Annotated in this window: 24 protein-coding genes; 17 read left to right on the top strand and 7 right to left on the bottom strand. The window is 61.8% G+C overall.

Features of this window, described 5'->3' with window-relative positions; genetic code table 11:
* The 6 genes from V6M52_RS03730 to V6M52_RS03705 form a co-directional block, all read left to right on the top strand.
* Window positions 1-312, top strand: a 312-nt coding sequence (locus V6M52_RS03730) for an ABC transporter permease subunit (protein ID WP_332699581.1), incomplete at its 5' end; no start/stop codon positions are given.
* 2 nt (window positions 313-314) lie between these two features.
* Complete coding sequence (locus tag V6M52_RS03725; RefSeq protein WP_332699578.1) at window positions 315-2,336, top strand: alpha-amylase family protein; 2,022 nt, start codon at window positions 315-317, stop codon at window positions 2,334-2,336.
* Window positions 2,337-2,451: 115 nt separating this feature from the next.
* Window positions 2,452-3,492, top strand: a complete 1,041-nt coding sequence (locus tag V6M52_RS03720; protein ID WP_332699575.1) for a LacI family DNA-binding transcriptional regulator — start codon at window positions 2,452-2,454, stop codon at window positions 3,490-3,492.
* Between the two features lie 20 nt (window positions 3,493-3,512).
* Entirely contained in the window at window positions 3,513-4,574 is a 1,062-nt protein-coding gene (locus V6M52_RS03715; RefSeq protein WP_332699572.1) for an ABC transporter ATP-binding protein, read from the top strand.
* Between the two features lie 12 nt (window positions 4,575-4,586).
* Complete coding sequence (locus V6M52_RS03710; protein ID WP_332699570.1) at window positions 4,587-6,839, top strand: glycoside hydrolase family 95 protein; 2,253 nt, start codon at window positions 4,587-4,589, stop codon at window positions 6,837-6,839.
* Between the two features lie 347 nt (window positions 6,840-7,186).
* Window positions 7,187-7,525, top strand: coding sequence for a hypothetical protein (locus tag V6M52_RS03705; protein WP_332699567.1), 339 nt, complete (start codon window positions 7,187-7,189; stop codon window positions 7,523-7,525).
* 106 nt (window positions 7,526-7,631) lie between these two features.
* On the opposite strand, the gene V6M52_RS03700 is transcribed toward V6M52_RS03705, so the two are convergent.
* The 5 genes from V6M52_RS03700 to V6M52_RS03680 all read right to left on the bottom strand — a co-directional run bounded on the left by V6M52_RS03700 (window position 7,632) and on the right by V6M52_RS03680 (window position 11,520).
* Window positions 7,632-8,516 carry a transglutaminase-like domain-containing protein gene (locus V6M52_RS03700; protein ID WP_332699564.1) on the bottom strand — a complete coding sequence of 295 codons (885 nt, stop codon included), beginning with the start codon at window positions 8,514-8,516 and terminating at the stop codon, window positions 7,632-7,634.
* 341 nt (window positions 8,517-8,857) lie between these two features.
* Window positions 8,858-9,325, bottom strand: coding sequence for an SRPBCC family protein (locus V6M52_RS03695; protein WP_332699561.1), 468 nt, complete (start codon window positions 9,323-9,325; stop codon window positions 8,858-8,860).
* A 3-nt stretch (window positions 9,326-9,328) separates the two neighbouring features.
* Window positions 9,329-9,652 (bottom strand): ArsR/SmtB family transcription factor, encoded by a 324-nt coding sequence (locus V6M52_RS03690; protein WP_332699558.1) that lies wholly within the window; start codon window positions 9,650-9,652, stop codon window positions 9,329-9,331.
* A 131-nt stretch (window positions 9,653-9,783) separates the two neighbouring features.
* Complete coding sequence (locus V6M52_RS03685) at window positions 9,784-10,683, bottom strand: GyrI-like domain-containing protein (RefSeq protein ID WP_332699555.1); 900 nt, start codon at window positions 10,681-10,683, stop codon at window positions 9,784-9,786.
* A 138-nt stretch (window positions 10,684-10,821) separates the two neighbouring features.
* The gene (locus tag V6M52_RS03680; protein WP_332699552.1) at window positions 10,822-11,520 is read right to left on the bottom strand and encodes an alpha/beta fold hydrolase; all 699 of its coding nucleotides are present in this window, start codon (window positions 11,518-11,520) and stop codon (window positions 10,822-10,824) included.
* A 110-nt stretch (window positions 11,521-11,630) separates the two neighbouring features.
* Between V6M52_RS03680 and V6M52_RS03675 the strand changes: the two genes are divergently transcribed.
* The gene (locus tag V6M52_RS03675) at window positions 11,631-12,530 is read left to right on the top strand and encodes an AraC family transcriptional regulator (protein ID WP_332699549.1); all 900 of its coding nucleotides are present in this window, start codon (window positions 11,631-11,633) and stop codon (window positions 12,528-12,530) included.
* Window positions 12,531-12,634: 104 nt separating this feature from the next.
* Here the strand turns inward: V6M52_RS03675 and V6M52_RS03670 are convergent, their stop codons facing one another.
* Window positions 12,635-13,330 carry an HAD family hydrolase gene (locus tag V6M52_RS03670; protein ID WP_332699546.1) on the bottom strand — a complete coding sequence of 232 codons (696 nt, stop codon included), beginning with the start codon at window positions 13,328-13,330 and terminating at the stop codon, window positions 12,635-12,637.
* A 661-nt stretch (window positions 13,331-13,991) separates the two neighbouring features.
* Here V6M52_RS03670 and V6M52_RS03665 point away from each other — a divergent pair.
* Window positions 13,992-14,645, top strand: a complete 654-nt coding sequence (locus V6M52_RS03665; protein WP_332699587.1) for a DUF2726 domain-containing protein — start codon at window positions 13,992-13,994, stop codon at window positions 14,643-14,645.
* A 41-nt stretch (window positions 14,646-14,686) separates the two neighbouring features.
* On the opposite strand, the gene V6M52_RS03660 is transcribed toward V6M52_RS03665, so the two are convergent.
* The gene (locus V6M52_RS03660; RefSeq protein ID WP_332699543.1) at window positions 14,687-15,397 is read right to left on the bottom strand and encodes a GntR family transcriptional regulator; all 711 of its coding nucleotides are present in this window, start codon (window positions 15,395-15,397) and stop codon (window positions 14,687-14,689) included.
* 259 nt (window positions 15,398-15,656) lie between these two features.
* Here V6M52_RS03660 and V6M52_RS03655 point away from each other — a divergent pair, with 259 nt between their 5' ends.
* From V6M52_RS03655 to V6M52_RS03615, 9 genes are all read left to right on the top strand, one after another.
* Window positions 15,657-16,745 carry an ABC transporter ATP-binding protein gene (locus tag V6M52_RS03655; protein WP_332699540.1) on the top strand — a complete coding sequence of 363 codons (1,089 nt, stop codon included), beginning with the start codon at window positions 15,657-15,659 and terminating at the stop codon, window positions 16,743-16,745.
* A gap of 28 nt (window positions 16,746-16,773) precedes the next feature.
* Window positions 16,774-18,063, top strand: coding sequence for an ABC transporter substrate-binding protein (locus V6M52_RS03650; RefSeq protein ID WP_332699538.1), 1,290 nt, complete (start codon window positions 16,774-16,776; stop codon window positions 18,061-18,063).
* A gap of 171 nt (window positions 18,064-18,234) precedes the next feature.
* On the top strand, window positions 18,235-19,092 hold the full coding sequence (locus V6M52_RS03645; RefSeq protein ID WP_332699535.1) for an ABC transporter permease: 858 nt from the start codon (window positions 18,235-18,237) through the stop codon (window positions 19,090-19,092).
* Window position 19,093: 1 nt separating this feature from the next.
* Window positions 19,094-19,912 carry an ABC transporter permease gene (locus tag V6M52_RS03640; protein ID WP_332687577.1) on the top strand — a complete coding sequence of 273 codons (819 nt, stop codon included), beginning with the start codon at window positions 19,094-19,096 and terminating at the stop codon, window positions 19,910-19,912.
* A complete protein-coding gene (locus V6M52_RS03635) occupies window positions 19,909-20,643 on the top strand; it encodes an aspartate/glutamate racemase family protein (RefSeq protein ID WP_332699532.1) in 735 nt (244 codons plus the stop codon). Before V6M52_RS03640 ends, V6M52_RS03635 begins: the two co-directional genes overlap by 4 nt.
* Complete coding sequence (locus tag V6M52_RS03630) at window positions 20,640-21,443, top strand: GNAT family N-acetyltransferase (RefSeq protein ID WP_332699529.1); 804 nt, start codon at window positions 20,640-20,642, stop codon at window positions 21,441-21,443. Before V6M52_RS03635 ends, V6M52_RS03630 begins: the two co-directional genes overlap by 4 nt.
* A gap of 72 nt (window positions 21,444-21,515) precedes the next feature.
* Window positions 21,516-22,445 (top strand): ArsR/SmtB family transcription factor, encoded by a 930-nt coding sequence (locus V6M52_RS03625; RefSeq protein WP_332699526.1) that lies wholly within the window; start codon window positions 21,516-21,518, stop codon window positions 22,443-22,445.
* A 110-nt stretch (window positions 22,446-22,555) separates the two neighbouring features.
* Window positions 22,556-24,067 (top strand): arabinosylfuranosidase ArfA, encoded by a 1,512-nt coding sequence (arfA, locus tag V6M52_RS03620; RefSeq protein ID WP_332699523.1) that lies wholly within the window; start codon window positions 22,556-22,558, stop codon window positions 24,065-24,067.
* 333 nt (window positions 24,068-24,400) lie between these two features.
* Complete coding sequence (locus tag V6M52_RS03615) at window positions 24,401-26,284, top strand: ABC transporter substrate-binding protein (protein ID WP_442881807.1); 1,884 nt, start codon at window positions 24,401-24,403, stop codon at window positions 26,282-26,284.
* The last annotated feature ends 141 nt before the right edge of the window (window positions 26,285-26,425 follow it).

The raw sequence follows: 26,425 nt of genomic DNA, 5'->3' as shown, positions 1-26,425 counted from the left end.
CGGATCGACGGCTGCGGGCCGATCGCCACCTTCTGGTTCGTGGTGCTGCCCAATAGCCTGTCGGCGATTTTCGCGGTGGGCATCCTGCAATTTCTCTGGTGCTGGAACTCGTTGCTGCTGCCGATGCTTTACCTGCGCACCACCATTCCGCTGCCGGTGCTGCTGACGCGTGTGTCGGGCACCTATGACCTCAACTGGGACCTGCGAAGCGTGGCGGCCATCGTCACCACCATCGTTCCCCTCGTCGTCTTCCTCGTTTTCCAACGCCAATTTGCCGCCGGCTCACAAACCCGCGCCGGCACCAAGGACTGACTATGCAACGCACCAACAAGCCACTCCGCTACCGCCAGATCCACCTCGACTTCCATACGTCGGAGCACATTCCGGACATCGGGGCGGCCTTTGATCCGGATGATTTCGTCAAAACGCTCAAGGCAGCGCATGTGGACTCGATCACCATCTTTGCCAAGTGCCACCACGGCTGGTCCTACTACCCGACCAAGGCCGGCGCTCCGCATCCGCAACTGGCGCGGCCGGATCTGCTGGGCGATATGGTCACGGCGCTGACGGCGGCCGATATCGAATGCCCCATCTATATCTCGGTGCAGTGGGACGAGCGCAATGCGCGGCTGCATCCCGAGTGGCGGGTACGCTCGGCCACCGAGAACCGCTTTGACCCCGGTCAGATGCAGGCGGCCTGGCACACGCTGTGTCTCAACCACAAAGCTTATCGCGACGAGCTGCTGGCACAGGCACGTGAAGTCGCCGGCGCGTACGATACGCCGGGCATCTTCTTCGACATCGTCCTGTCACCCGATTGCGTCTGCCAGGAATGCCTCGACACCATGGCCGCACAGGGCCTGGATCCGGCCAAGCCCAAGGATCGGCTGCAAAATGATGAGTGGGTCAACGAGGTGTTCCGCAGTGAAATGAGCGCGGTGCTCAATGAGGAATTCCCCGGTCTGCGCGTCTTCTACAATAGCGGCCACATTCACAAGATGGGCCCGAAGCGCTTCACGACTTACAGCCATCTTGAACTGGAAAGTCTGCCGACTGGCGGCTGGGGTTATGACCACTTCCCGTCAAGCGCCCGCTACGCGGCGACACTGGGGCTCGATTTCGTCGCCCATACCGGCAAATTCCACACCTCATGGGGTGAGTTCGGCGGCTTCAAGCACCCCGACGCGCTCGAATACGAGGCGGCGCAGATGGTGGCGCTCGGCTCCAAATGCCTGGTGGGTGACCAGCTTCACCCCAATGGCGCGATCAACCTCGACACCTATGCCTCGATCGGCCCCGCCTATGCGCGGGTCGAAAAGCTCGAGCCCTACCTCGAGAATGCCAGGCAGGTGTCGGAGATCGCAATCCTGTCCGCCGAGTACTTCCATCCTGTCGGCGCGCGCAACAATCATGCCGACGATGGCGCGGCGCAGATGCTGCAGGAGTTGAAGCGCCCGTTCGACGTGATCGACCCCAGCGTCGATTTCGCCGCCTACCGCGTGATCATCCTGCCCGACGAAATTCCGGTGGAAGGGGAGATCGCCCAACGCTTCACTGCCTTCGTTGCCGGTGGCGGCAAGCTGCTGCTGAGCGGAACGTCGGCCCTGGGTGCGGATGGCAAGTTCGCTGTGCCGGCCGGCATTTCCAGCAAAGGGGCTGTTGCCTTCACCCCATCCTACCTCAAGGCCGGCAAAGATCTCGACCCATCCATGACCAGTTCGCCCTTCGTGGTCTATGGCACGGCACAGGCCATAGTGGCCGAGGACGCAACGGTGCTGGCGGAAGTGGTGCCGCCCTATTTCAACCGCAGCTACCAGCACTTCTCGTCGCACGCCCATACGCCGGACGATCCGAACGCGGCGCCGCTGGGCGCCGGCGTCACCATCAATGACGGGGTGGCCTACATCGCCTACCCGATCTTCACGATCTACCATGCCTTGGGTCAGCCGCTCTACAAGTACCTACTGCGCGGATTGCTGGAAAGGTTGCTGCCCAAGCCGGCATTGGTCACCGACCTGCCCTCGGCCGGACGCGCCACCCTTACTCATCAGTCCGAACAGGGACGGCATGTGCTGCACCTGCTCTACGGCCCGCCACAGGTGCGCGGCAAGGCCGTGCCCAATGGCGATGGTGTGCGGGTGATGGAGATGATCGAAGACATTCCCCCGATCGGTCCGGTGAGCGCCAAGGTGCGCCTGCCGAGCCGCCCGGCCCGCGCCTATGAGGCAGTATCGGGTGCGCCGGTGGCGATCGAGGATCTGGGGGACGGGCAATATGGCGTTACGCTCGATCGGCTGCGCATCCACGCCGCCGTGGTGTTCGAGCAGAACGCCTGAACTGAACCGCGCACAAGGGCCGCGTGCAGTGGCATGCGGCCGTCGGGCCGGATATCTATGCGAAAGGCGCCCGGCCAGTACCGGACGGGCGCACTTCAGCGGGACCACCTCATCGATGTCGGAACAGATCAGCAAATCGGAGCAACAGACTCGGCGCCAAGCGACAATTGTCGACGTGGCGCAAGCGGCAGGCGTCGCCATCGGCACCGTCTCGCGCTACCTCAACGGACTCCCGGTGCGCAGCGGCAATCGCGAGCCGATCGAACGCGCAATCGCCGAACTCCATTACCGCCGCAACTCCATTGCCGTGTCGATGAAGACCAACACCACCCATATCGTAGGGCTGATGGTGCCGTCTCTGGGTGAATTTCACGCCGCCCTGCTCGACCAGCTGAGCCGCAAGATGCGGCAGGCCGGACGGGCAGTGGTCACCTACTGCCACGACACAGAACCGCGCTCCTTCATGGAGGGGCTCGAATTCTTTGCGAGCCATCGCGTCGACGCAGTGGTGATGGATGGCAACGAAGACCTGCGCTCAGGCATGACACCCTATATCGACCAGGGCCTGATCGTGGTGCTCTACGACAATGACCTGCCTGGCCTGGCGGCCGACCGCGTCTTTGTCGAAAACCGCAAGGCCAGCAAACGGCTGGTCGATCACGTGCTCGATCTGGGCCATTCGCGGGTCGCCACCATACACGGGAATCTCAAGACCTCGGTGGCACGGGAGCGCCTGGCCGGATATCGCGACGCGCTCAGGGACCACGGCGTTGAGGAAGTCCCGGAGCTCGTCGTCGACGGCGGCTGGAGCGAGGCCGGCGGCTACGCCGGCATGCGCGACCTGCTGGCACTGCCCGAACCGCCGACGGCCCTGTTTGGCGCCAACTATAACATGACCATCGGCGCCCTGCGCTGGCTGCGCGAGCACGAGCTGTCCATCCCCCGCGACCTGTCGCTGGTGAGCTTTGACGACGTGCCAGCTTTTTCCGTGCACCAGCCGGGCATAACCGCGGTGGGCCAGCCAGTGGAAAAGCTCGTCGAGGCGATTACCAGCGTGCTGGCGGAGCGCCTCGAGGATCCGGGCGCTCTGGGTCGCCGGACGCTGCGCATCGACAACGACATCATATTGCGAGGCTCGGCCCGCAGGCTGCGGTAACCGGGCATAAAGGAGGATTAATGTCCAAGGTTGAACTAGAAAATGTCAGCAAGTCCTATGGGCCCGTCGCGGTCATCGAGGGGCTGAACCTGACCATCGAGGATGGGTCTTTCACGGTCTTTGTCGGCCCCTCTGGCTGCGGCAAGTCCACGCTGTTGCGCATGATCGCCGGGCTCGAGCCGATCACAAGCGGCGCGTTGCAGATCGACGGTGCCCGCATGAACGATGCCGACCCTATCGAGCGCGGCGTGGCCATGGTGTTCCAGAACTACGCGCTCTATCCGCATATGACGGTGGAGCAGAATATCGGCTTCTCGCTGCGCATGGCCGGGCTGGACAAGGCGGCGATCGCCGCGCGGGTGGCGGTGGCGGCGCAGACGCTGCAGATCGAACCGCTGCTGGCCCGCAAGCCGGGGCAACTCTCGGGCGGCCAGCGCCAGCGCGTTGCGATCGGCCGCGCCATCGTGCGCGATCCCGAAGTTTTCTTGTTCGACGAGCCACTCAGCAATCTGGACGCGGAACTGCGCGTCTCAATGCGCGTCGAGATCGCCAAGTTGCACAACAAGCTCGGCTCGACCATGATCTATGTGACGCACGACCAGACCGAGGCGATGACCCTGGCCGACAAGATCATCGTCATGCGGGCAGGAAAGGTCGAGCAGGCTGGTACGCCCGACGAGCTCTACGAGAACCCGGACAACCTGTTCGTTGCCGGCTTCATCGGCTCGCCGCGCATGAACTTCCTGCGCGGCCGGTTCGAAGGCCAGGCGCTCAAGCTCGATGCTGGGGGGCAATTGGCCAACGCACATCCGGGCACTGGCGAGGTCGTCGTCGGCATCAGACCGGAGCATTTTGCGGTTTCCGAACCCGGCGACGAGCAATTGTCGGTGTTGGTTGACGTCGTCGAGAATCTGGGCGGCACGCGCTACCTCTATGGCAGTGTCGCTTCGGGGGAACCGGTGGTGATCGAAGTGCGCGACCGCCCCGGCATCAAGGCCGGAGACACCGTCAGCATTGGCATACGGGCCGAACGGGCCATGCTGTTCCACCCCGCCGGCGAGCGGCTACGCCTGGCGCACTGACTGGATTTTCCGATGCACAATAGTGAACTCTGGTACCGGGCCCCAGCCCGGGAATGGACTGACGCCCTGCCGCTCGGCAACGGGCGGCTTGGTGCCATGGTCTTCGGCGGGGTGGGTCGCGAGGAATTCCAGCTCAACGAATCCACGCTCTGGTCAGGCGGGCCCTACCAGCCCACCAACCCTGAAGCGCGGCCCAACCTGGCGGCGGTGCGCGAACTGATTCTTGCCGGGCGCTATGCCGAGGCGGAGGCACTGGCCAACCAACATTCGATGGCCGTGCCGCACTTGCAGATGAGCTACCAGCCTGCGGGCAACCTGTTCCTCGATTTCGGCCACGAGGCTGTCGCCGGCAGCTATCGCCGCACACTCGATCTCGACACGGCCATTGCCCATTCGCGCTACATCCTGCTCGGCACGGGAATTGGTGGTGATGGGCTGTCCTTCAAGCGCGAGGCTTTCGCATCGGCCGCCGATGATGTGCTCGTCACCCGCATCGGTGGATCACGGCCAGGGACGCTGACCTTTGAGATCTGGCTCGATAGTCCGCAACTGGGCGCCATTGTGCCGGGCGAAGCCACCACCCGCCTCGACTTTTCCGGGCAGAATTTCGGCAAGCATGGCATCGCGGGGCAATTACGCTTCGGCATCGGCGTTGACCTGCGCCTTGAGGGCGGCAGTTGCGAGCGCCGCGGCAATCGGCTGCTGGTGCGCGACGCCGACGCTGCGGTGATCATCGTCGATATCGCTACCAGCTTCCGGCGCTTCGATGATGTTTCAGGGGATCCGGCGGGGCTGCTGGCCGCACGTCGCTCAGCCGTCGCTGGCAAATCCTACGAGGATCTTCGCGCCGCGCACGTTGCGGAGCACCAACGGCTGTTCCAGCGGCTGTCCATCAATCTGGGACGAACGCCTGCCGCCGACCTGCCGACCGACGAGCGCATTGCCAACTTCGCCAACGGCGACGATCAGGCGCTGGCGGCGCTCTATGTGCAATATGGGCGCTATCTGATGATTGCTTCGAGCCGCCCCGGCACCCAGCCGGCCAACCTGCAGGGCATCTGGAACAAGGAAACCCGGCCGCCTTGGGGTAGCAAGTACACCACCAACATCAACCTGCAGATGAACTACTGGCTGCCCGATGCCGCCAATCTGGCCGAGTGCTTCGAGCCGCTGCTGGCGCTGGCCGAAGACCTGACTGTGACTGGCGCCGAAATGGCCCGCGTCCACTATGGCGCACGCGGCTGGGTGCTGCACCACAATACCGATCTGTGGCGGGCCACCGGGCCGGTCGATGGCGCACAATGGGGGCTGTGGCCGACAGGCGGCGCCTGGCTCTGCGCGCAGCTCTGGGACCATGCGGAATTTGCTGGGCGCGCCGTGGCGCTGGTGCGGCGACTGCTACCAGTTCTGACTGGTGCGACACGCTTCATCCTCGACATCCTGCAGCCATTGTCCGGCACCAATCACCTCGTGACTGTGCCATCGTTGTCGCCGGAGAACGTCCATCCCCATGGTGCCGCGATCTGTGCCGGGCCGACCATGGATAATCAGCTGATCCGCGACCTGTTCGATGCCTATCTCGCGGCGACGTCCCAACTGGGCGAGACCGACCCGATGCGCGATGAGGTGGCAGCGGCCCGAGAACGGCTCGTGCCGCACCGGATCGGCGCGGCCGGCCAGTTACAGGAATGGCTGGAAGACTGGGACATGGACGTCCCCGAAATCCACCACCGGCATGTCTCGCACCTCTATGGCCTTTATCCGAGCCAACAGATCGAGCCCGGCACAACGCTCGCGAAGGCGGCACAGCGGTCGCTCGAAATTCGTGGCGACAACGCCACCGGTTGGGGCATTGGCTGGCGCATCAACCTCTGGGCACGGCTGGGCGATGGCAATCATGCCCATGACGTGCTGGCGCTGCTGCTGAGCCCCGATCGCAGCTACACTAACCTGTTCGACGCCCATCCGCCGTTTCAGATTGACGGCAATTTTGGCGGGGCGGCGGGCATTCTCGAAATGCTGGTGCAGTCCCGCAATGCCGAAATCATCTTGCTGCCAGCCCTGCCGGACCAATGGACGGAAGGATCGATCCGCGGCGTGCGTGTGCGCGGCGGTATTGAGGTAGACTTGCAATGGTCCGGTGGACGCTGCACCCTTGTCGGCTTGCGGTCCGGTACGATGCAGCAAGTCATCGTAAGTGAAGCCGGCCGTCGGGTGGAGATAACTCTTCAGGCAGGAGTCGCGACCGAGATTGCACTGCGATAGGTGGCCCCAAGCGTGCCGCTCTGGCAAGTTCCAAGCCGGGTGCTTGAACGCACACCCTCCTCGGCCTTGACGACGCTGGGTCACGGTAGAGGAATGCCGCACGGGCGGCCGGCTCTTCCCAAGTACACCGACCATTCCCCCTTCTCGACGTAGACTCTGTGCGCAAAGCCACGCCGCGCCGGCCACGAATTGCCGTGGGTGGAGGACCCGATTCTCCGACACGATTTCGAAGGCCTGCGCATGCTGTGGGAAAGCCTGCCCTGGACGCTGATCAATTCGGGGGATATCTCGATGCTGCAGGAAAGCGCCAGCTGATGCTGGCGGGGGGACGGACATTCTCAATGTGAATGGGCGCTGCCAACAACAACGGCACCGACCAGCCCGACGATGCAACCCAACAAAAGAGCATGGCGGCGTGGGGGCAATGGGCGACGGCGCACCAAACTTCTATCGTGGAGAACGGTGCGCCATTAGGAAACACTCTGAAGGCCGATCAGAACGGTGTCTCAAGCACAACTAACCTGATCACGGGCTATCTGGTGGTCGAGGCCGAGAGCCATGAACAAGCTGCCGCGATATTCAAGAACCACCCACACTTCGCCGTTTTCTCTGGCTCAAACTCAGTCGAGATCATTGAGATCCTGGAAATGCCTGCAAACCTAAGCAGTGCTGACGCTGGCAGCTAGCGACCCCATTTCAGAAGTTTGAGGACACCTGCGTATTCCTAAAAGCCGACATTGGTTGCGTCGAGCGCGTTCGGCTTTGCACCCGACGCTGAGCTGCAGGTATCAGTTAGTCGGTGTTTACGGCGTCAGAGGTATGACGTACTGCATTGAATACAGTCTTGGGAACAGCAAGACCCGGCTGGACCTCGTAGGCGTTCGCCAACTCGAAAAAACTCTGATCAGGCGAGCGGGTCATTCGGGCCAGATCATCGAATCGCTCCAGATAATCTGGCGTGAGGAGGGCGTCGCTGTCGACCAGCCCACCCCAATCATCCCAGGGCAGCATTTCGCGCCTGCGCAGCGCCGCTATATCGCGCGCCAGGTTCATGGCGATGAACCACAGTCCGCCTTCGTGGGCGATTCCAAAATCCTCTGGCCGAGCGCCGCCGGATCGGCAAAGCGTCCACGCCTCACCTGCTGTAAGAAACTTGCCGGGCCTCTGGTCAAGCGGATCGAATTGAAGCCGCAACACGCGACGCTGCAACGCATCGATCTGAAAGTCGGCGCGGACCCATCGACCAGCTTCGAACACCTCGGCTATCCAGTGGTCAACGCCCTTGCCACGTTTGAAATACATGCCAAAGCCACACCGCGCCCTTGCCGGAATACCCTTGGCGCGAAACGCAGCCACGGCCAGGACGGAAAAGTGCCGGCAGCAGCAAAGAGCTCGAAATGCAGGTTCACGGCTAACATCGAGGGACGCGGGCGATAGCCGCAATATCTCGTCGACCATCGCTGCTACTGGTCGCAGATGCGGGCCATGCAGTTGGCTGGAGTCTGGCACGACACCGTACCGGCTGGCCCAGCTTTCGTGAATAAGCAGTTGGTGGATGACTTTGGCGAGGGCGTCCCGTTCGCCCGGCAAGCCTGCGAGTACATCATGATGGAGACCGCCCTTCGTATATCCGAACGGTTCGGCATAGTATTCGACAGCATCGAAGATTTTGGTCATTTGTACACCAAACCGGCCGTAACACAGAAGAACAAGACGGGAACATTCGCTCGCTGTCGGTTGGAAAGCAAGCACGACGAACTGACCTAAGCCCAAGGCGGAGGCTAGGGTACTTAGCACCGTTTTGGGGCGCGTGGCGGACTGAGAGGTGTCGCCAACTGGTTGCAGGCAAAGCCGACAGCGGCCGTTCGGTAGGTCGCGGTCGTGCGAAGCAAGCTCGGTTCGGGCCTTGGACTGGACGCCAGCGGCTTTCTGTGGCCGTCGGACATCTCGGTCTGACCTTTCCAGAGTGCACCGCCGCAACGGTACGCCCTGGTCTGCCAGCGCTGGGGGGAGAGGCCTTACTTAGTGAGATATCGTTCCAGCTTGCCCAGAGCCTCCAGCCATCCATTTTCGTGGTTTGTGCGGTCCACATTTGGCGGAAACGGCGACTGGCGGAACGTCATCCTGGTGTGCCCTTCCGCAGCGGCTTCGAACGTTATGCCAATGCGGGTATGGGGGGGAGCCCGGAGCAACGTGGTCTCTCCAGGCCAGCCGTAGGTCTCCACACTGAAGCTCAGTCGCTCCGGCTCGACAATTTCGAGGTACCTGCCGCCCCACCAATAGTCCCGTCTGTCCGGCGAACGGATACAAATTTGGTAAGCGCCTCCTACGCGAAAGTCGCTTTCGATGACCGGGGACGTAAATCCAGCCGGACCCATCCACTTTGCCATCTGCCTGGCATCGCTCCAGGCGCCGAAGACAGCGTCCGGCCTCGCCGCAAAAATCCGAGTGATGACGAGGTCATCGTCAATGGTCGCTACCGTCATCGCTTATGTTTCCTTGGTGTTGGATAGGTGTTCGGCCAGGCGATCGAAGCTACCCTCCCAGATCGACTGATACTGACTAATCCAAGCGCCGGCTAACCGCAGTCCCGCGGCGTCCAGGTGGCATGGTCTGCTCTGAGCCTCCCGAGAGCGCCGGATCAGCCCCGCCTCCTCGAGCACAGTCAAATGGTGGGAGATCGCTTGGGGCGTGATGGTTTTGCCAATGGCCAGCTCTTGAGGAGTAGCGGGGCCATGCATCAGTCGCTCGACTATTGAGCGGCGCGTAGGATCCGATAGGGCGGACAGTACGGTGCCGAGTTGATCACGCATGTTCGCCTCCATAAAGGTACTGACTTATAAAGCATTTGTTTTAGAACAAGCAAGCCCTGGCGCACTGCCCGCCACCTAAGGTGGCGAGGGCAGGGGACCGCGGGCGCGGCCCCGTGGATGTCTCGCTGCTTCTAGCCTTTCGGAGCCGGTGGAACGTCGGCCACCATGAGCAGATTGCCGTCCGGATCCTGGAAATTGAAGAAAATGCCGTCCGTGATCTCGCCCACCATGGTGACGCCCTTCGCCCGCATATAGGCAAAGGCCGAGGACAGATCGTCGGAGTTGAAGTGGAACGCCGGCGTACCGCTGCGCTGCGCCACAAAGCCCTTGCTGTCGAGCACGAACCCGCTGCCATCGGTCATCGGAATGACGCAGATGTGGCCGAACTCGATATCCGGGAGCCCCTCAAGTCCCAGGAGATCGCAATACCAGGCACGTGCTGCCTCGATATCCCGCACTGGGAGAAACACAGCGCCAATCTCGCGCTTAATTGGATTGACCATTGTCTCCCGCCCTCCAGTCTGAGCCGCCGATCCCTGTATGGCTGAGCCACGCGTCCAGCGCTCAGTCTGACTTGCAAGCGGAAAATACACCTTGGTCCTGAGATGTTCTGGTGCCACCGAGCTGCCGGCGTCGAGATATTCGTCGTAGCTCAAATCGCCGATCAGCGCCTCGTTCGAAGCCGGTAGCCAAGTGTCCATGAACCAGCGCCCGGCTTTGTGCATCTCGCTATAGGGGCCGACATGGTGGAGGACCGCGTAGCGCCCGCCAAAGATTGTCTCTACGCCGATCTCGCCCTCCGGGACCACCGACTCCTCGATGGTGAAACCGGCTTTTGACACCTTGTCGACATCGGGCTGGGTTTTGTCGTGGCTATAGAATAGCGCCATCCATCGGGTCCGCGGGGTCAGGTGGCCCGCCCTCGAACCCCAATTGTGCAACTGGTCGAATGGCAGATCGCCATAGTCGCCATGATGGAGCAGCGTTGCCACCTTCACCGCCGGGATGTCCTCAATCTCAACTTCGTACATGTTCCGTCCCTCTAACGCGGCTTCCGCGACTGTCCTTCAGATCAGCCAAAACGGCCAGCCGTTGATTTGTCTTTTCCGCTCGAAACCGTCGCCCGCGTCGTTTTCGGCCCCTCCTGCGAAGGACAATGCTTCGCCCCCCTAGAGCGGCATCACGTCGTTGATGAACGTGACGATCCGTGCCTTAGCCTCTGCGCCATGAGCCGCCGCGAACATCGACATGGCATGCTCCCCGCCCGGATAGATTTCCAGCGTCTTGGGCTCTGAGGCGACCTCGAACATGTGCCTGGTAGCGGCGACATAGGCATCGGCCTCGGTGTTGATGAAAAGCTTGGCGGCGGTGGATGTCGACAAGGATGCATCGTCGGCTGCAAGGCCGGCGAAACTCAAAGGCGCCGACAGCGTGACATAGCCCAAAGGCTGCGCCGCAATGGCGGCCGGCACGGTGACAATGCCGCCCATGCTGGCGCCGACCAACACCAGATTGGCGGCACCCTCGGCCCTGGCGAAGGCGATCGCCGCATCCAGATCGTGCCCGATAGCCCCGATATCCTGTGCACCTTCCGATGGCTTGTAGCCCTGGAAATTATAGGTCAGCACGCCATAGCCCTGGTCCGCAAGGCTATTGGCCATATCTGCCCAGGCCGACTGGTCCAGATCGTATTGATGCGAGAGGATCACGACATTGTCGCCCTCCCCATACCAGAGCCCCGACAGGGCAATGCCATCGTTGCTGGTGAAGGCTACGATCTTGGCCTCGGCGGCCAGCGCTGGTGCGCTCATCGCAACGGTAACGGCGAGCGTCGTGAGCAACGAAAGTATGGCGGGTCGAAAGCCCATGCTGTCCTCCTCCGCGGCACGCTTGCCGCCCGGGGTACAGTCGAGCCAAGCGCCCTTCGCTTCTATGCCGGGATGGACTAGATATCGTGCGGAATGGAAACCGCTTCATCATGATGCCAGTGCCGGCCCAATCGATCTTTGTCGGCCGGCAGTTCTTTGCCGGCTATCGTCTGCCGATCGAACTGGCACCTTACGATCCAGCGCAGCTGTTTCCCGGCCATTACGGCCTGATCCATGTCGCACAGGGCACCGGGCTGATCGAGGGCCCCAACGGCCCGGTAATGATCGCAGCCCCCGCTGTGATCCTGCTCGACGAAACCAGCCGGCCGGCAGTCATCCGCCGCAATAGCTTGGTGCTCGACGCCCTGTTTTTCGAGCCCGGCGTCATCAACAGCCTGTTCACGCCCCATCTACTGCGCACGACGCCGGCGCTTGCAGGCACCGCCGAGCAGGACGCCTATCTGCTGCGGCGCTTCCTCGAGCCCGAGATCACCGGACGGCCGCTCATGCTGTCGGCCACGCTGCATCAGCGCATCGGCGAGGCGCTGGGCCGGATTGGGGCCGAGGGTAGCGCGCAGACCGACGAACACTGGCCATGCCGCACCCGCTCCTGGCTGATCGAAATGCTGTTCCAGCTGCGGGTCGCCAATCCTCAGCTCCAGCAATTGGCGGCGCCGGTTTCGGGCGACCGGCTGGACCAGACTCTGCTGTTCGTGCATGAGCGATTCAACACCGAGTTTACGCTGGACGACGTCGCGCGCTGGTGCGGCAGCAACCGCACGCAAGTCAATCTGCGCTTCCGGGCCCTGACCGGCCAGAGCCTGCGCCAGTATGTTATCGGCCTGCGCCTGCGCGTTGCCTCGTCGCTTCTGCGCGATACCGGGCTGCCGATTGCCGAAATCATGGTACGCGTCGGTTACGAAAACGCATCCAACTTCACCCGCACCTTCCGCGCTGCCTTCGGGCAAACGCCACGCGAGCATCGGCTCACGACCCGCCCGCCGGATTAAGCAAGAAGCTCATCTTAGCGGCCGAATTTTTGGCGCATTGCAGCTCGGCAGATTACGACCCCATTGCCGCCTTTGGGCCTTGCCGTTCGGAGACTGCGAAGCAGTCACCATGCAGAGAAGAGCTTCGTCAACTCGTCAACCGACGATACTTCGTAGTCTGGCATCTCAAGCCACGAGCGTGGGCGCTGGCCCCGGTGGTGACCCGTTTTAAAGAGCACCGTGGTCATGCCTAGTTGCGACGCTGGGGCGATGTCTATGTCAATACGATCGCCGATCATGACGCATGCATCTGGCGCGACACCTAGGCCATCACACGCGGCCAAAAAAAGACGATGGTCAGGCTTGCGGTATCCCAATGTGCCGCTTACTCCGCGCCATGCGAAAAACTGGCCCAGTTGTGCTGCGTCTAGCGCTTCAAGAGCCGATGGGGGTTGATTGGCCGCCAGCCCCAACAGAACCCCTCGCGATTGCAAGCTCTCCAGGAGTTCCCTCATGCCCTCCCTTGGGGTGAACAGGGCGGCTCGGCGTTCCGACTGAAGATGCCCAGACACTTCGCTCCAAATTTCAACGCTGACGGGAGCGTCACCGCCAGTCATGTGCCAGACGATGGCTGGAAAATCCTCGGGTGCATAGGTGGTCACCGCATATTCAACTGCCCTTGCGTATCGTGCCGGATCGGCTTCGATACCTCGGCGTTGAAGGGCGCCGATAATGGAGTGTGCCACTGTCTCGACCAGCCGCACCTCTGTGTCCAAAGGACCGCCTACATCGAATAAGACTGCAGAATTCTTTGAAAGCATGGTGCCGCCAGTGTGCTTCGGGAGGCCATCATCTTGGCCGGTCTTTCCGAACGACGCCAGCGCGATGGGTGTCTGCTTTCGACCATCCTGTGCCTAATAGCTGCTAGTCTCCTTCCCACCCCGTTTCAGACATCAGCCTATAGGCAGTCAACCTCTCGCTTTTCGATTTCGATTGACGGGGTTAGACCGGCCAGACGGGACCCCAACAGGCCGCTTCCGAGCTCTGGCGCGCCTTCTTGACGGTTGGCCACCAGCATGGTCCATTGACGATGTTGGCCGCCCGTGAAATCAAGGTTTCCGGCGACTTTCGGGCGACATTTAGTTTTGCTGCGAATCCAGGTTCCCCAGCCAAATTCTCCCTTCCAGTTCGATGGCTTAAGTTGATCGCGGCGGTTGGCGCTATGTTGCGCTCCTCTTAAGCAGGTCCGGGGTTCTCGACAGCCTCCCTCCATTCGGCGTTGATGCACATGGGTTATTTCGCACGTTTATTCGTCGCTCGACTGGTGACTATCATTGCCGACGGAATGTGGGTTGGACTGAGTGTAAGTTCAGCGGGGATCGTGCGAGAACAATCAGCTAGATCTTTATGGCGCGCGAGCTTGTTAACGGCGCCCGGTTGTCGTTGGTGACTTCTTTGAGCAGCAAAGCTACTGTAACCGGCATGCTGAATGAGATCGTCGCCCTCATCGAGAAGCCCTATTTGTTTGTTGCTGTCCTAGCGGTTGGCGCCTTCTTCGGCATAACCATAGAGCGCTTTAGGAGCCAGATGCGGCGGCAGGCCTGGCGAAAGAAAAATCGCAGCCGCTGGGAGAAAGCGCGCCGCGGCGACATCGCCGCCGGGCCGTGGCTCGCGAAAGCCGAAACCGTCAAGAAGTTCGATGCCGCTGACCAACTTCGAACCGTGATGAGTGCGGTCTTCACGGTCCAGCCGCTCCTCAACAAGAGCGAAGCTCGGGTGTTTAGAGAGCTTGATCGGATGGTGATCAGTCGCAATCCCGGCTGGCAGGTCATGGCGCAGGTTTCTTTGGGCGAAATACTCCGCAGCAAGGACGCCGAAGCATACCGCTGCATCAACTCAAAGCGGGTCGATTTGCTTCTAGTTGACGAGGAGTGCCAGCCGAGGCACGCCATCGAGTATCAAGGCGGGGCACATCATCAAGGCGCGGCCGCCGCTCGCGACGCAGTGAAGAAGGAAGCCCTTCGACGTGCGGGCATCGGTTACCATGAAGTGGTCTCAGGGCACACCACCCCTTCCGAGCTGCGGCGGCTGATCGAGAGACTTGTGGTCAAACCGCCTGCGGCCAGTGAGGGCTAGGCGGGTCAGTTAGTTGGCCTCAGGCGTGCGTGCCTAGCCCCCTAAGGCGCCAGTGCCTCGCGCAGAGCCAAACCCGTCGTCGTCCGCAGGTCGAGGTCGGCTTCGATGTGGTCGATATGGGTCAGCAGGAGGCTGCTGGCGCGGTCGCCGTCGTGGGCTTCGAGCGCCGTGAGGATGTCGGCGTGGTCGTTGTGGCCGCAGCTGGAGGCGCCGGAACGGCCGTAGAGGGCGATGACCAGGGAGGAGCGGGCCACCAGCTCTTCCATGAAGCGCAGCAGGATGGCGTTGCCGGCGACGCTGGCGAGCAGCAGGTGAAAATCGCCCGAGGCATGGATTTCGGCGCGGCGCGCGGTGGGGCCGCGCTCGCCCATCAGCCGGCTCTCGTCATGCAGGCGCGCACGGAAATTGGCAATTTCGGTGGTGGTGATGCGTTCGGCGGCGGCACGGGCAATGCCCGGCTCGATCAGGCGGCGGGAGTCGAAGACCTGCCTTGCCTCCTCCGGGGTGGGATTGGCGACGAAGGCACCCCGATTGCGCTCGGTCTTGACCAGGCCCTCGAAGGCCAGCGCCTGCAAGGCGGCACGGACCACGGTGCGGCTGACATCGAACAGCGTGCCGACTTCGGCCTCATTGAGCTTGGTGCCCGGCGCCAGGCGACGGTCGACGATGGCATCGCGCAAATGATCGCGGATCATCGCCGCGCGGTCTTCGGCGACGAACGGTCCGCTGAAATTCTGGTCAGAAAGAGTCATGGATCACCCGGTCGACCATTCATAAGAAGAATCCCGGCGCAACGGAAGCGACAAGTCGCATACAGGCACAGCTAAGATTGCATACAATTTTGGCGTATAATGAGAACACGTGCCCATGAATCGGGCACATTGGATTTGTGCATAGGAATCGCACATTCATGGCGAAGGTGGATTATGCCGTTATAACAGCAGGTTAACAAGGCAGCCGGAGTCTGGCACGGCGAATGCATAGAGTCTCCCGACAATCGGGGAGCGCTGGATGTCAAAAGCTGCCGAGATCGATATCGCGTCGGTTTCCAAAATCTACGGCAAGACCACCGCGGTGGACGCCATCAACCTGAAGATCCCTGCCGGCAGCTATTGCTGCCTGCTCGGCCCTTCCGGCTGCGGCAAGACCTCGACGCTGCGGATGATTGCCGGACACGAGAGCGTGTCGATCGGCGATATCGTACTGGGCAAGGCGGTGGTGACCCACCTGCCCCCAGCCAAGCGCGGCACGGCGATGATGTTCCAGTCCTATGCGCTGTTTCCCCATCTAGACCTCGTCGACAACGTCGCCTTCAGCCTCAAGATGGCTGGCGTCGACAAGGAGACGCGCCGCGCCAAGGCGCTCGACATGCTCAAGCTGATGCAGATGGAAGCCTATGCCGACCGCAAGCCGGCGCAGCTATCGGGCGGCCAGCAGCAGCGGGTGGCGCTGGCGCGGGCGCTGATCACTGACCCCGAAGCGCTGCTGCTCGACGAGCCGCTGTCGGCGCTCGACCCGTTCCTCAAGATCCGCATGCGGGCTGAGCTGAAGAAGCTGCAGAAGCAGCTGGGCATCACCTTCGTGCATGTGACGCATAGCCAGGAAGAGGCCATGGCGCTGGCCGACCTCATCGTGGTGATGAGCGATGGGCGCATCGAGCAGGCAGCGAGCCCGCGCGAGGTGTTCGAGCGGCCAGCCACGGCGTTCGTGGCGCGCTTCATGGGCGATCACAATGTGATTTCGGGCAAGGTCGTGGGCGCGTCGAACGGGCTTGTCAGCTTCGAGGTCGTGGGCGGCGGGACGTTTTCCGCCTCGGGCGCGCCCAGACCGGCCGGCGCGGATGTCGACGCCGCCATACGCACCGATCACGTGCGGATCGGGGAGAGCCCGGTCAAGGGGCTGGGTTTCACCGGCATTGTCTCCAACCTCGAATATCGCGGCGCCACGGTAAAGCTCACCATCGAAGGCGCAGGCATTGCCGAATTCACCGCCATCATCACCGACACCGCCTTCTATGCGACGCCCGTCGCGGTGGGCGATGCGGTGCCCCTCCATTGGGATGCCCAGGACGCCATCATCCTGGGCACGCTCAATTCCTAACTCAAAGCCAGCAACAGGACATCAGGCTATGACAGAGACCACCAAGACGACCGGCATTTCCCGCCGCAACCTGCTCAAGACCGGCGCGGCCGCCGTGGCCGGCACGGCGCTCGGCTCGGGCGTCATCACCGGCTTCCCCACGATCTGGGCGCAGAACCCGATCACGCTGCGCCAGTTCGGCACGGGCGTCAGCAACCTCAATGCCATTGCCGAGAAGTGCAAGGAAGACCTGGGCATTACGCTGGAAATGACGGCAACCGATTCCGATGCCGCCGCGCAGCGCGCGGTGACGCAGCCGGACAGCTACGACATCGCCGATATCGAATACTGGATCCTTAAGAAGGTATTCCCCACCGGCGTGATCCAGCCGATGGATACCAGCAAACTGACCTATTACGACAAGATCGTGCCGCTGTTCAAAACCGGCAAGTTGCTGCCCGACAGCGTCATCGCGCAGGGCACCGCCCCGCATACGGTGGGCTTCGTCGATGGCCCGGACAGCAAGGAATTCGCCAAGGGCGAGACCGGCTGGTTCACCATGGTGCCGACCATCTACAATGCCGACACGCTGGGCATCCGCCCCGACTTGGTCGGTCGCGAGATTTCGACCTGGGCCGATATCATGGACCCGGCCTTCAAGGGCAAGACGGCCATCATCAACGTGCCATCGATCGGCATCATGGATGCGGCAATGATCATGGAAGCCATGGGCAACATCACCTATGGCGACAAGGGCAACATGACCACGGCCGAGATCGATGCGACCATCGATTTCCTGATCAAGGCCAAGCAGGACGGCCAGTTCCGCGCCTTCTGGAAGAGCTTCGACGAGAGTGTCAACCTGATGAGCTCGGGCGAAGTGGTGATCCAGTCGATGTGGTCACCGGCCGTGGCCGCCGTGCGCTCCAAGGGCATTGCCTGCACCTACCAGCCGCTCAAGGAAGGCTATCGCTCGTGGGGTGGCGGTCTCGGCCTCGCCGCCCATCTATCGGGCGCGCAGCTCGACGCGGCGTACGAATATATCAACTGGTACACGTCCGGCTGGGTCGGTGGCTATCTCAACCGCCAAGGCTACTACTCGGCGGCCATGGAAACGGCCAAGGAACATATGTCGGCCGACGAATGGGGCTTCTGGATCGAGGGCAAGGCGGCGCAGGGCGATATCCTGGCGCCGGATGGCACGGTGATGGAAAAGGCCGGCGCTGTGCGCGATGGCGGCTCGTTTGAGGAACGCATGGGCAAGGTCGCCTGCTGGAACTCGGTGATGGACGAAGACCGCTACATGGTCCGCCGCTGGAACGAGTTCATCGCGGCTTAGGCTCGCAGGGTGTGGCGGGATTTTGTCACACCCACCAGACGGCACCTCCCCCTCGACGGGGGAGGTTGGGAGGGGGTGTGGAGAGCCACGATATCCGGGCTCTCGCCCCCCACCCTTGATCCCTCCCCGCAAGGGGGAGGGTGTCGACTGCGAATGCAGGAGAAAGACAGAATGAACAACCTACTCGCACGCGCCACGCCGTACATTCAGGCGACGCCGCTGCTGCTCATTCTTGGCTTTTTCCTCGCCATCCCGATCCTGCTGCTGCTGGTTGTCAGTTTCTGGGACTATGACTTTGCCGGCATGTATCCCGATTTCATGACGCTGAACTATGCCGAGACGCTGGGTTCCTGGGTCACCTGGCGCACCTATCTCAATACGTTGAAATTCGCTGCCCTGGTCTGGGGCATCGCCGCCTTTGTCGGCTTTTGGGTGGCCTATTTCCTGGCATTTCACGTGCGGACAGCGACCATGCAAATGGTCTTGTTCCTGATTTGCACCGTGCCGTTCCTGACCTCCAACATCATCCGCATGATCTCCTGGATCCCGGTGCTGGGCCGCAACGGGCTGATCAATTCGGGGCTGGTGGGCGCCGGCATCATCGAGCAGCCGATCGAGTGGCTGCTCTATTCCGATTTCGCGGTCGTGCTGGCCATGGTGCATCTCTATACGCTGTTCATGGTCACGCCGATCTTCAACACCATGATGCGCATCGACAAGTCCCTGGTCGAGGCCGCCAGGGACGCCGGCGCGAGAGACTGGCAGATCATCTGGAATGTCATCCTGCCGCTGGCCAAGCCGGGCATCGCCATCGGCTCGATCTTCGTGGTCACACTGGTGATGGCGGATTTTTCCACTGTGCAGGTGATGAGCGGCGGGCAGAGCGCGTCGGTGGCGCTGATGATGCGCAACCAGATGAGCCTGCTGCAATATCCGGCGGCGGCGGCCAATGCGATCGTGCTGCTGGTGGTGGTGCTGTTCATGGTCGCGGGGATTCTCCGCATTGTCGACATTCGCAAGGAGCTCTGAGATGGGCAGCGAAAAGCGGTCTGCCGGCTTCTACGTCCTCGCCGCGTTCTTCGTGCTGTTCGTGCTGTTTCTCTACGGCCCGCTCTCGGCGGTGTTCATCCTCAGCTTCCAGGGGCCGCAGGGCGGGCTGACCTTTCCGCTCAATGGTGTGTCGCTGCGCTGGTTCCAGAACCTGTTCGAGACGCAGGCCGTGGGCAATTTCGGCGCCAGCTTCGGGCGGTCGCTGATGCTGGGGCTGATGGTGATGAGCGCGACGGTGCTGGTGTCGCTACTGGCGGGGCTGGCCTTCCGGCGCAAGTTTGTCGGGGCGACGCCGCTGTTTTACCTGACGGTGGCAAGCCTGGTGGTGCCGTCGATCATCGTGTCGTTGGGCATTGGCGTGCTGTTCCAGCAGGTGGGATTCCGGCCGGCCTGGTTCAGCTCGGGCTTTGGGGCGCATCTGACCTGGACCCTGCCCTTTGGCGTCTTGATCATGTTCGCGGTGTTCAATCGCTTTTCGCCCTCCTATGAGGAAGCGGCGCGCGATCTGGGAGCGAGTTCTTGGCAGACCTTCCGCCATGTGGTGCTGCCGATGATTGCGCCGAGCCTGATCGGCGTCGGCCTGTTTGGCTTTTCGCTGAGCTATGACGAGTTCGCGCGGACGCTGATGACCTCGGGCAGCTCCAATACGCTGCCGCTCGAAATCTATGGCATGACCACCAATGTGACGACGCCTGTGCTCTATGCGCTGGGGACGGTGACGACGCTGTTCTCGTTCCTGGTTATTCTGGCTACGCTGGGCACTATCCTGTTGCTAAACCGTCGCCGGGCGCGCGCATGACCCGTGTTGTCGTCGTCAATCCCAACACCACCGCCAGCATGACGGCCACCATCGGCCATGCTGCCCGCATCGTGGCGGCACCGACGACCGAGATCGTGGCGGTGACTTCGAGCATGGGGCCGGTGTCGATCGAGGGCTATTATGACGAGGCCTTCGCCCTGCCCGGCTTGCTGCTGGAAATCGGCAAGGCCGAGCGCGAGGGCGCGCAGGCGGCGGTGATCGCCTGCTTCGACGATACGGGGCTCGATGCGGCGCGCGCCATGGTGCGCATGCCGGTGATCGGCATTTGCGAGGCGGCGCTGGTGACCGCGGCATTCATTGCCAAGCGATTTACCGTGGTGACGACGATGGAACGGTCACGGGTACCGATCGAGGAACTGGTGCAACGCTATGGCATGGCCGGGCGGGCGCGTGTCCGGGCGGCCAATATCGCCGTATTGGCGCTGGAGGACCCCAATTCGGGGGCGCGGGACCGGCTGCGCAACGAGATCGTGCGGGCCATTGCCGAAGACAATGCCGAGGCCATCGTGCTGGGCTGCGCCGGCATGGCGGACCTAGCACTTACGCTGAGCCGGGAGTTCGGCATGCCGGTGATCGATGGGGTGGGCGCAGCGGTGAAACAGGCTGAGGCGCTGGTGGCGCTGGGTCTTGGCACCAGCAAGCGCGGTGCCTATGCGGCGCCGGTGGCCAAGCCCTATGCGGGCGCGCTGGCCGAGTTTGCGCCGGCATGACGCGGCTGATCCGAACGCTTGAGCTGGATGAAATCCGGACCTTGCTGGACTGGGCGGCGGCAGAAGGCTGGAATCCCGGGCTGAGCGACGCCCTGCCCTTCCAGGCCGCGGACCCGAGCGGGTTCATTGGCGCCTTTATCGATGGGGTCATGGTGGCCGCCATTTCGGCGGTGGCCTATGACGAGCACTTCGGCTTCATCGGGCTCTATATCTGCCACAAGGACTGGCGCGGCCAGGGTCATGGCAAGGCGGTGTGGGATGCGGGAATGGCGCATCTGGGCAGCCGAACCATCGGGCTCGATGGGGTGCCGGAGCAGCAGGCAAACTATGGGCGCATGGGGTTCGTGCGCGCCTATGAGACGGTGCGGATGAGCGGGACGCTGGCTGGCCAAACGTCCGCGGCATTGCCTGCAAGGGTGGACGATGTAGCGGGTTACGATCGCGCCTGCTTTCCGGCGGAAAGGCGAAATTTTCTAGAGGCTTGGCTGATGTCGCCCAACCAGTACCTTGCCGTCTCGACGAACGGGGACTTGCGGGGCTATGCGGTGGTGCGATCATGCGTGGAGGGCTTCAAGATTGGCCCGCTGTTCGCCGACACTGTGGACTTAGCCCTCGACCTGTTGGGGCCAATAGCAGGACCGGTGCAGATCGATGTGCCGGTGCAACAGGAGGCGTTCATCGATGCGTTGCAGAGCCGCCGGTTTGTACCCGGATTCATGACGGCGCGGATGTATCGCGGCAGGCCGCCGGAGTTGGAGCAGCATCGGGTGTTCGGAATCACCAGTCTGGAGCTGGGTTAGGAACGCGTGGTTGATTGCATCAGAAATCCTGATATGCCTTGGCAATCCCAGGTTTCCGGAACAACCAGCGTCATGAGCCGTAATTTTCTAGTCGTCGATCCAGAAGAAGGCATCGAGGTGCTCAAGGGGTTGGCCTCGCCAATACGGGTCAAGATTCTCAAACTGCTGCATGTGCAGGGGGCGATGAACGGCAATGACATTGCCGAAAAGCTCGACCTGCCACAGTCGACCGTCTCGACCAATATCCAGATCCTGGAAGGCGCGGGGCTGATCCGGACCGAGACGCAAAAGGCGCGCAAGGGCAATCAGAAGATTTGCCACTCAATGTTCGACGAAGTGCTGGTGATGTTCAAGGAAGACATCAACCCACTGAGTTCTAACACGATCGAAGTGGCCATGCCGCTGGGTCTCTATACCAGTTGCGAAGTGTCGGCACCCTGCGGGCTGTGTTCGGTGGACGGCATTATTGGCCTGCTGGACGTGCCCGACACGTTCCTCGATCCGGACCGGATGAAGACGGGACTGATCTGGTTCACGCGGGGCTACGTGGAATACCAGTTCCCCAACAATGCCAAGCTGAGCCAGAACAAGATCGAGGCCATGGAGTTCTCGATGGAGCTCAGCTCCGAGGTTCCCGGCACCTCTGCCGACTGGCCGAGCGACATCACCCTGTCGGTCAATGGCACGGAAATCGGCACCTGGATGAGCCCCGGCGATTTCGGCGACAAGCGCGGCGTCTATACGCCGGATTGGTGGAAGCTGAAGGGCAGCCAGTACGGCAAGCTCAAGAGCTGGCGGGTGACCCTGGACGGGACTTATGTGGACGGCGTCAAGATTTCCCCGATCTCGCTGGTGGACCTGGACCTGGCCAACCACCATTCGATCCGGCTGCGTATTGCCGTCAAGGACAACGCTAAACATCCGGGCGGCATCAATATTTTCGGTCGTGGCTTCGGCAATTACGACCAGGAAATCATCATGCGGCTGCAGACAGCCCGCTGAGAACAAATAATCATATTTTTGCCTTCCCCACCCTTGCGCGATCCTCAAAGCGTCGTTTACAACGGGGTAACTGATACAAATCAGAAAAACGGGATTATAGGGAGGATGTCGTGAAAGCGTCCGTTGTTGCGCATAAGGACTACACGATCAGCAAAATCGACGATCGTGTCTATGGGGCATTTCTCGAGCATCTCGGGCGGGCCGTTTATGAGGGCATCTACGAGCCCGACCATCCGACCGCCGACAAGGATGGCATGCGCGGGGATGTGGCAAGACTGGTCAAGGACCTCAATGTACCGGTCGTGCGCTACCCGGGCGGCAACTTCGTTTCGGCCTATAACTGGGAAGATGGCATCGGGCCGCGCGAGCAGCGCCCGACACGGCTGGACCTGGCCTGGCATACGTCCGAGAGCAATGCGGTGGGCGTGCATGAATTTGCCGACTGGTGCGACACCGTCGGCACGGAGATGATGCTGGCGGTCAACCTGGGCTCGCGCGGCGTCGACGAGGCCCGCAGCTTCCTCGAATATGTGAACCATCCCGGCGGCAGCTATTGGAGCGACCTGCGCATCAAGAACGGCCGCAAGGAGCCGTGGAACGTCAAGATGTGGTGCCTCGGCAACGAGATGGACGGCCCCTGGCAGGTCGGCCACAAGGATGCCGACGAGTATGGCAAGCTGGCCGCCAACACGGCGCGCGCCATGCGCATGTTCGACAAATCGCTGGAGCTGATCGTCTGCGGGTCATCGCATATGGACATGCCGAGCTTCCCCGATTGGGAACGCATCGTGCTGGAGCACACATATGATCACGTCGATCATATCAGCCTGCACATGTATTTCGCCAATCGCGACGACAATACACCCAACTATCTGGGGCTAAGCCACAAGCTGGAGCGCTATATCGACACCGTTGCGTCGACGATAAAGCAGGTGAAGGCCAAGAAGAAGTCCACGAAGGACATCTATATTTCCTTCGACGAGTGGAACGTCTGGTACCATTCCAACAAGAAGGATCGCGAGATCCTGGATGGCAATGGTGGTTGGCCGCATGCGCCAGGGCTGCTGGAAGACATCTACAATTTCGAAGACGTGCTGATGGTCGGACTGATCCTCAACACCTTCATCCGCCGCTCGGATGTGGTGAAGATCGCCTGTATCGCCCAGCTGGTGAACGTGATCGCCCCGATCATGACGGAAAAGGGCGGCCCGGCCTGGGCGCAGACCATCTACTATCCGTATTTCTTTGCGTCGGTCTTTGGCCGCGGCACGGCACTGCAGCTGGTGACCAATTCGCCCGGCTACGAAACCACCCATGCCAAGGACACCCCATTCGTGGACGTGTCCGGCGTGCATAATGAAGAAGACGGCACGCTGACCTTCTTCCTGGTCAATCGGCATACGAGCGAAAGTATCAAAACCGAAGTCAGCCTGCAGGGCTTCGGCGATGGCAAGATCATCGACCACCAGGTGATGACGCATCCGAACCTCAAGGCGGTGAATACCGCCAAGAAGCAGGATGAAGTTGCACCGCGGAAGGGCGAAGGCGCCAAGATCGACGGCAATAAGCTGAGCGTGAAGCTGCCGCCCTATTCGTACCAGATGGTGCGGGTGAAGGTGTAGGCGCTCATTGGCGGGGATAAGTGGAGACACCGATCTCCGCCACATCGCGGTGGCCACAAAATGGCCGCGAGCATGAACGCACAATGACTGGAATTTGAGAGCGAAAATCCAAGCACGACCTGTGGGGCGTACCGGCACCGGTGCGCCCCACTCTATTGTATATCATGTTATCCGATTTACATCACAAAGCACGTTGACAGCCCCAAGCGACTGGTTAAGTATGACTTATGACGGCGCTGGAGGGCGCTGCGACCGGGAATGCGAAAAGCATCCCAAAGGGAGGATCTAATGGACAGACGTATTTTCATGCTCGGCACCGCCGCCGGTGCACTCATGGTTTCGGCCAAGGGCCTGGCCTTTGCGCAGGAGGCCGAAGGCTCGGCGCCCGACCTCAACCAGTTCCCGCGCAACGAGACGGTGATCGTTCACAATCCCGAAGGCGTGATCCGCAACCCGGCATGGTTCAATCCGTGGGCCGTGGGCGCCGGCGCCGGCACGTCCAACGGCACGCATAACCTGACGACCGATACGCTGTGGTTCATCGACCCCGATGCGGGCATCGAGGGCGCCAGCGAGAATGCCGTCTACAACTCGCTTGCCGATGGCCCGTGGGAATATAATGCGGACTTCACCGAGATGACGGTGAAGCTCAAACAGGGCATCGTGTGGAGCGACGGCGTGGATTTCACCGCCGACGACGTGGTCTATACGGTCGAAAAGCAGAAGGCGACGCCGGGCACGCCCTACAATGGCGCCTTCACCGCCCAGGTCGCGTCAGTGGAAGCGACCGACCCCTACACCGTTCACTTCAAGCTCAATGCGCCGAATTCGCGCTTCCACGCACTGTTCTCGGTGCGCTGGACCGCGGCCTGGATCATGCCCAAGCATGTCTTCGAGGCCCAGGACGACATCCTGACCTTCGCCAACAATCCGCCGGTGAGCCTGGGGCCGTATACGCTGCATTCGTTCGATCCGAACGGCACCTGGTATATCTGGGAAAAGCGCGCCGACTGGGAAAAGACCGCGCTGGGCATGGTGGGCGAACCCAAACCGCGCTTCATCATCTACCGGAACAATATTTCCACCGACAACCGCCTGATCGAGATGCGCAACGGCAATCTCGACATGGTGCATGACCTGACACCGGAAGGCACATTCTCGATCGTGGAGCAGGACCCGCAGGTCCAGGGCTGGTTCCCGGGCTTCCCCTATGCCCATCCCGATCCGACCCTGGTCATGGCCATCTTCAACCACCAGAACCCCAAGTTCCAGGACAAGCGCGTGCGCTGGGCGCTGGCGCTGATGCTCGATGCGCGCTCCATGTCCATGGCCAGCTATCGCGGCGCGGCGACACTTTCGGCCATCTCGGTGCCGCCGACCGGCACGCATCCGCGCGACTATCACGGACCGCTGCAGGAATTCCTGACCAATTACGAGATCGACACCGGCACCAGCAAGGTGAAGCCCTACGATCCGACCATCGGCCTGCAGATCGCCGACATGGTGCGGCCGCAGTTCGGCGACGCCGTGCCGACCGACGAAGCCGCGGTCCGCAATGCCTTTGGCTATGGCTGGTGGAAGCAGAACATTCCGGCTGCCGAGGAACTGCTGACGGCCGCTGGCCTCACCAAGAACGGCAATCAGTGGATGGGCGCCGACGGCCAGCCATTCGGCTTTACGGTGATGGTGCCGCAGGAGGGCGTGGTCAACCGACTGGGCGTCATGATCGCCCAGACCTGGGCGCAGAACGGCATCGCGGCGACCGCGGAAGTGGCCTCGGACACCTGGGACCGCCAGCGCGTCGGCAATTACGAGTGCAACATTGCCTGGGCAGTGGAAACCTGGGGCGGGCATCCCGACCTCAGCTTCTTCCTCGACAGCTACCACTCCGCCTATGTGGCCGAGCCCGGCGCGTCGCAGCCCGACCGCAACTGGATGCGCTGGAAAGACCCGCGTCTCGACGAGATCATCGAGAAGATCCGCGGCATCGACTTCAACGATCCCAAGGGCATCGAATATGGAACGGACTTCGTCAAGCTCCACCTCGAGGAGATGCCGAATATCCCGATCATGGCCTATAACGTGTTCTCCATCCAGTCGAACCGGTACTGGACCGGCTGGCCGAATGCAGACAACAACTATGCCAACCCGGTGACGAACTGGTCGAACGGCCGGTACATCTTCACCCAGATCACCCCCGTCGAAGGGGCTGTGTAGGCGTCCCTCCCGGGCGGCCCGGCGCAAGCCGGGCTGCTTCGAGGGGGCGCGATGGTTTTCGTGCCCCCTCGCATTGGGTAGTTTGATCGATCGTCGCCATCGGCTGGTCGAGCAAGGCTGGTGCCGTCGACAATGAGCGAA

This window comes from Devosia sp., from assembly GCF_036676215.1.
Lineage (GTDB): Bacteria > Pseudomonadota > Alphaproteobacteria > Rhizobiales > Devosiaceae > Devosia.
The sequence above is the reverse complement of the archived record's forward strand: the minus strand, read 5'-3'. Positions and strand labels throughout refer to the sequence as shown.

Excerpts from the sequence above, each read along its gene's own strand:
- V6M52_RS03725 (WP_332699578.1), top strand. The coding sequence starts at position 315 with ATGCAACGCACCAACAAGCCACTCCGCTACCGCCAGATCCACCTCGAC.
- V6M52_RS03720 (WP_332699575.1), top strand. The coding sequence starts at position 2,452 with ATGTCGGAACAGATCAGCAAATCGGAGCAACAGACTCGGCGCCAAGCG.
- V6M52_RS03715 (WP_332699572.1), top strand. The coding sequence starts at position 3,513 with ATGTCCAAGGTTGAACTAGAAAATGTCAGCAAGTCCTATGGGCCCGTC.
- V6M52_RS03710 (WP_332699570.1), top strand. The coding sequence starts at position 4,587 with ATGCACAATAGTGAACTCTGGTACCGGGCCCCAGCCCGGGAATGGACT.
- V6M52_RS03705 (WP_332699567.1), top strand. The coding sequence starts at position 7,187 with ATGGGCGCTGCCAACAACAACGGCACCGACCAGCCCGACGATGCAACC.
- V6M52_RS03700 (WP_332699564.1), bottom strand. The coding sequence starts at position 8,516 with ATGACCAAAATCTTCGATGCTGTCGAATACTATGCCGAACCGTTCGGA.
- V6M52_RS03695 (WP_332699561.1), bottom strand. The coding sequence starts at position 9,325 with ATGACGGTAGCGACCATTGACGATGACCTCGTCATCACTCGGATTTTT.
- V6M52_RS03690 (WP_332699558.1), bottom strand. The coding sequence starts at position 9,652 with ATGCGTGATCAACTCGGCACCGTACTGTCCGCCCTATCGGATCCTACG.
- V6M52_RS03685 (WP_332699555.1), bottom strand. The coding sequence starts at position 10,683 with ATGTACGAAGTTGAGATTGAGGACATCCCGGCGGTGAAGGTGGCAACG.
- V6M52_RS03680 (WP_332699552.1), bottom strand. The coding sequence starts at position 11,520 with ATGGGCTTTCGACCCGCCATACTTTCGTTGCTCACGACGCTCGCCGTT.
- V6M52_RS03675 (WP_332699549.1), top strand. The coding sequence starts at position 11,631 with ATGATGCCAGTGCCGGCCCAATCGATCTTTGTCGGCCGGCAGTTCTTT.
- V6M52_RS03670 (WP_332699546.1), bottom strand. The coding sequence starts at position 13,330 with ATGCTTTCAAAGAATTCTGCAGTCTTATTCGATGTAGGCGGTCCTTTG.
- V6M52_RS03665 (WP_332699587.1), top strand. The coding sequence starts at position 13,992 with ATGCTGAATGAGATCGTCGCCCTCATCGAGAAGCCCTATTTGTTTGTT.
- V6M52_RS03660 (WP_332699543.1), bottom strand. The coding sequence starts at position 15,397 with ATGACTCTTTCTGACCAGAATTTCAGCGGACCGTTCGTCGCCGAAGAC.
- V6M52_RS03655 (WP_332699540.1), top strand. The coding sequence starts at position 15,657 with ATGTCAAAAGCTGCCGAGATCGATATCGCGTCGGTTTCCAAAATCTAC.
- V6M52_RS03650 (WP_332699538.1), top strand. The coding sequence starts at position 16,774 with ATGACAGAGACCACCAAGACGACCGGCATTTCCCGCCGCAACCTGCTC.
- V6M52_RS03645 (WP_332699535.1), top strand. The coding sequence starts at position 18,235 with ATGAACAACCTACTCGCACGCGCCACGCCGTACATTCAGGCGACGCCG.
- V6M52_RS03640 (WP_332687577.1), top strand. The coding sequence starts at position 19,094 with ATGGGCAGCGAAAAGCGGTCTGCCGGCTTCTACGTCCTCGCCGCGTTC.
- V6M52_RS03635 (WP_332699532.1), top strand. The coding sequence starts at position 19,909 with ATGACCCGTGTTGTCGTCGTCAATCCCAACACCACCGCCAGCATGACG.
- V6M52_RS03630 (WP_332699529.1), top strand. The coding sequence starts at position 20,640 with ATGACGCGGCTGATCCGAACGCTTGAGCTGGATGAAATCCGGACCTTG.
- V6M52_RS03625 (WP_332699526.1), top strand. The coding sequence starts at position 21,516 with ATGAGCCGTAATTTTCTAGTCGTCGATCCAGAAGAAGGCATCGAGGTG.
- V6M52_RS03615 (WP_442881807.1), top strand. The coding sequence starts at position 24,401 with ATGGTTTCGGCCAAGGGCCTGGCCTTTGCGCAGGAGGCCGAAGGCTCG.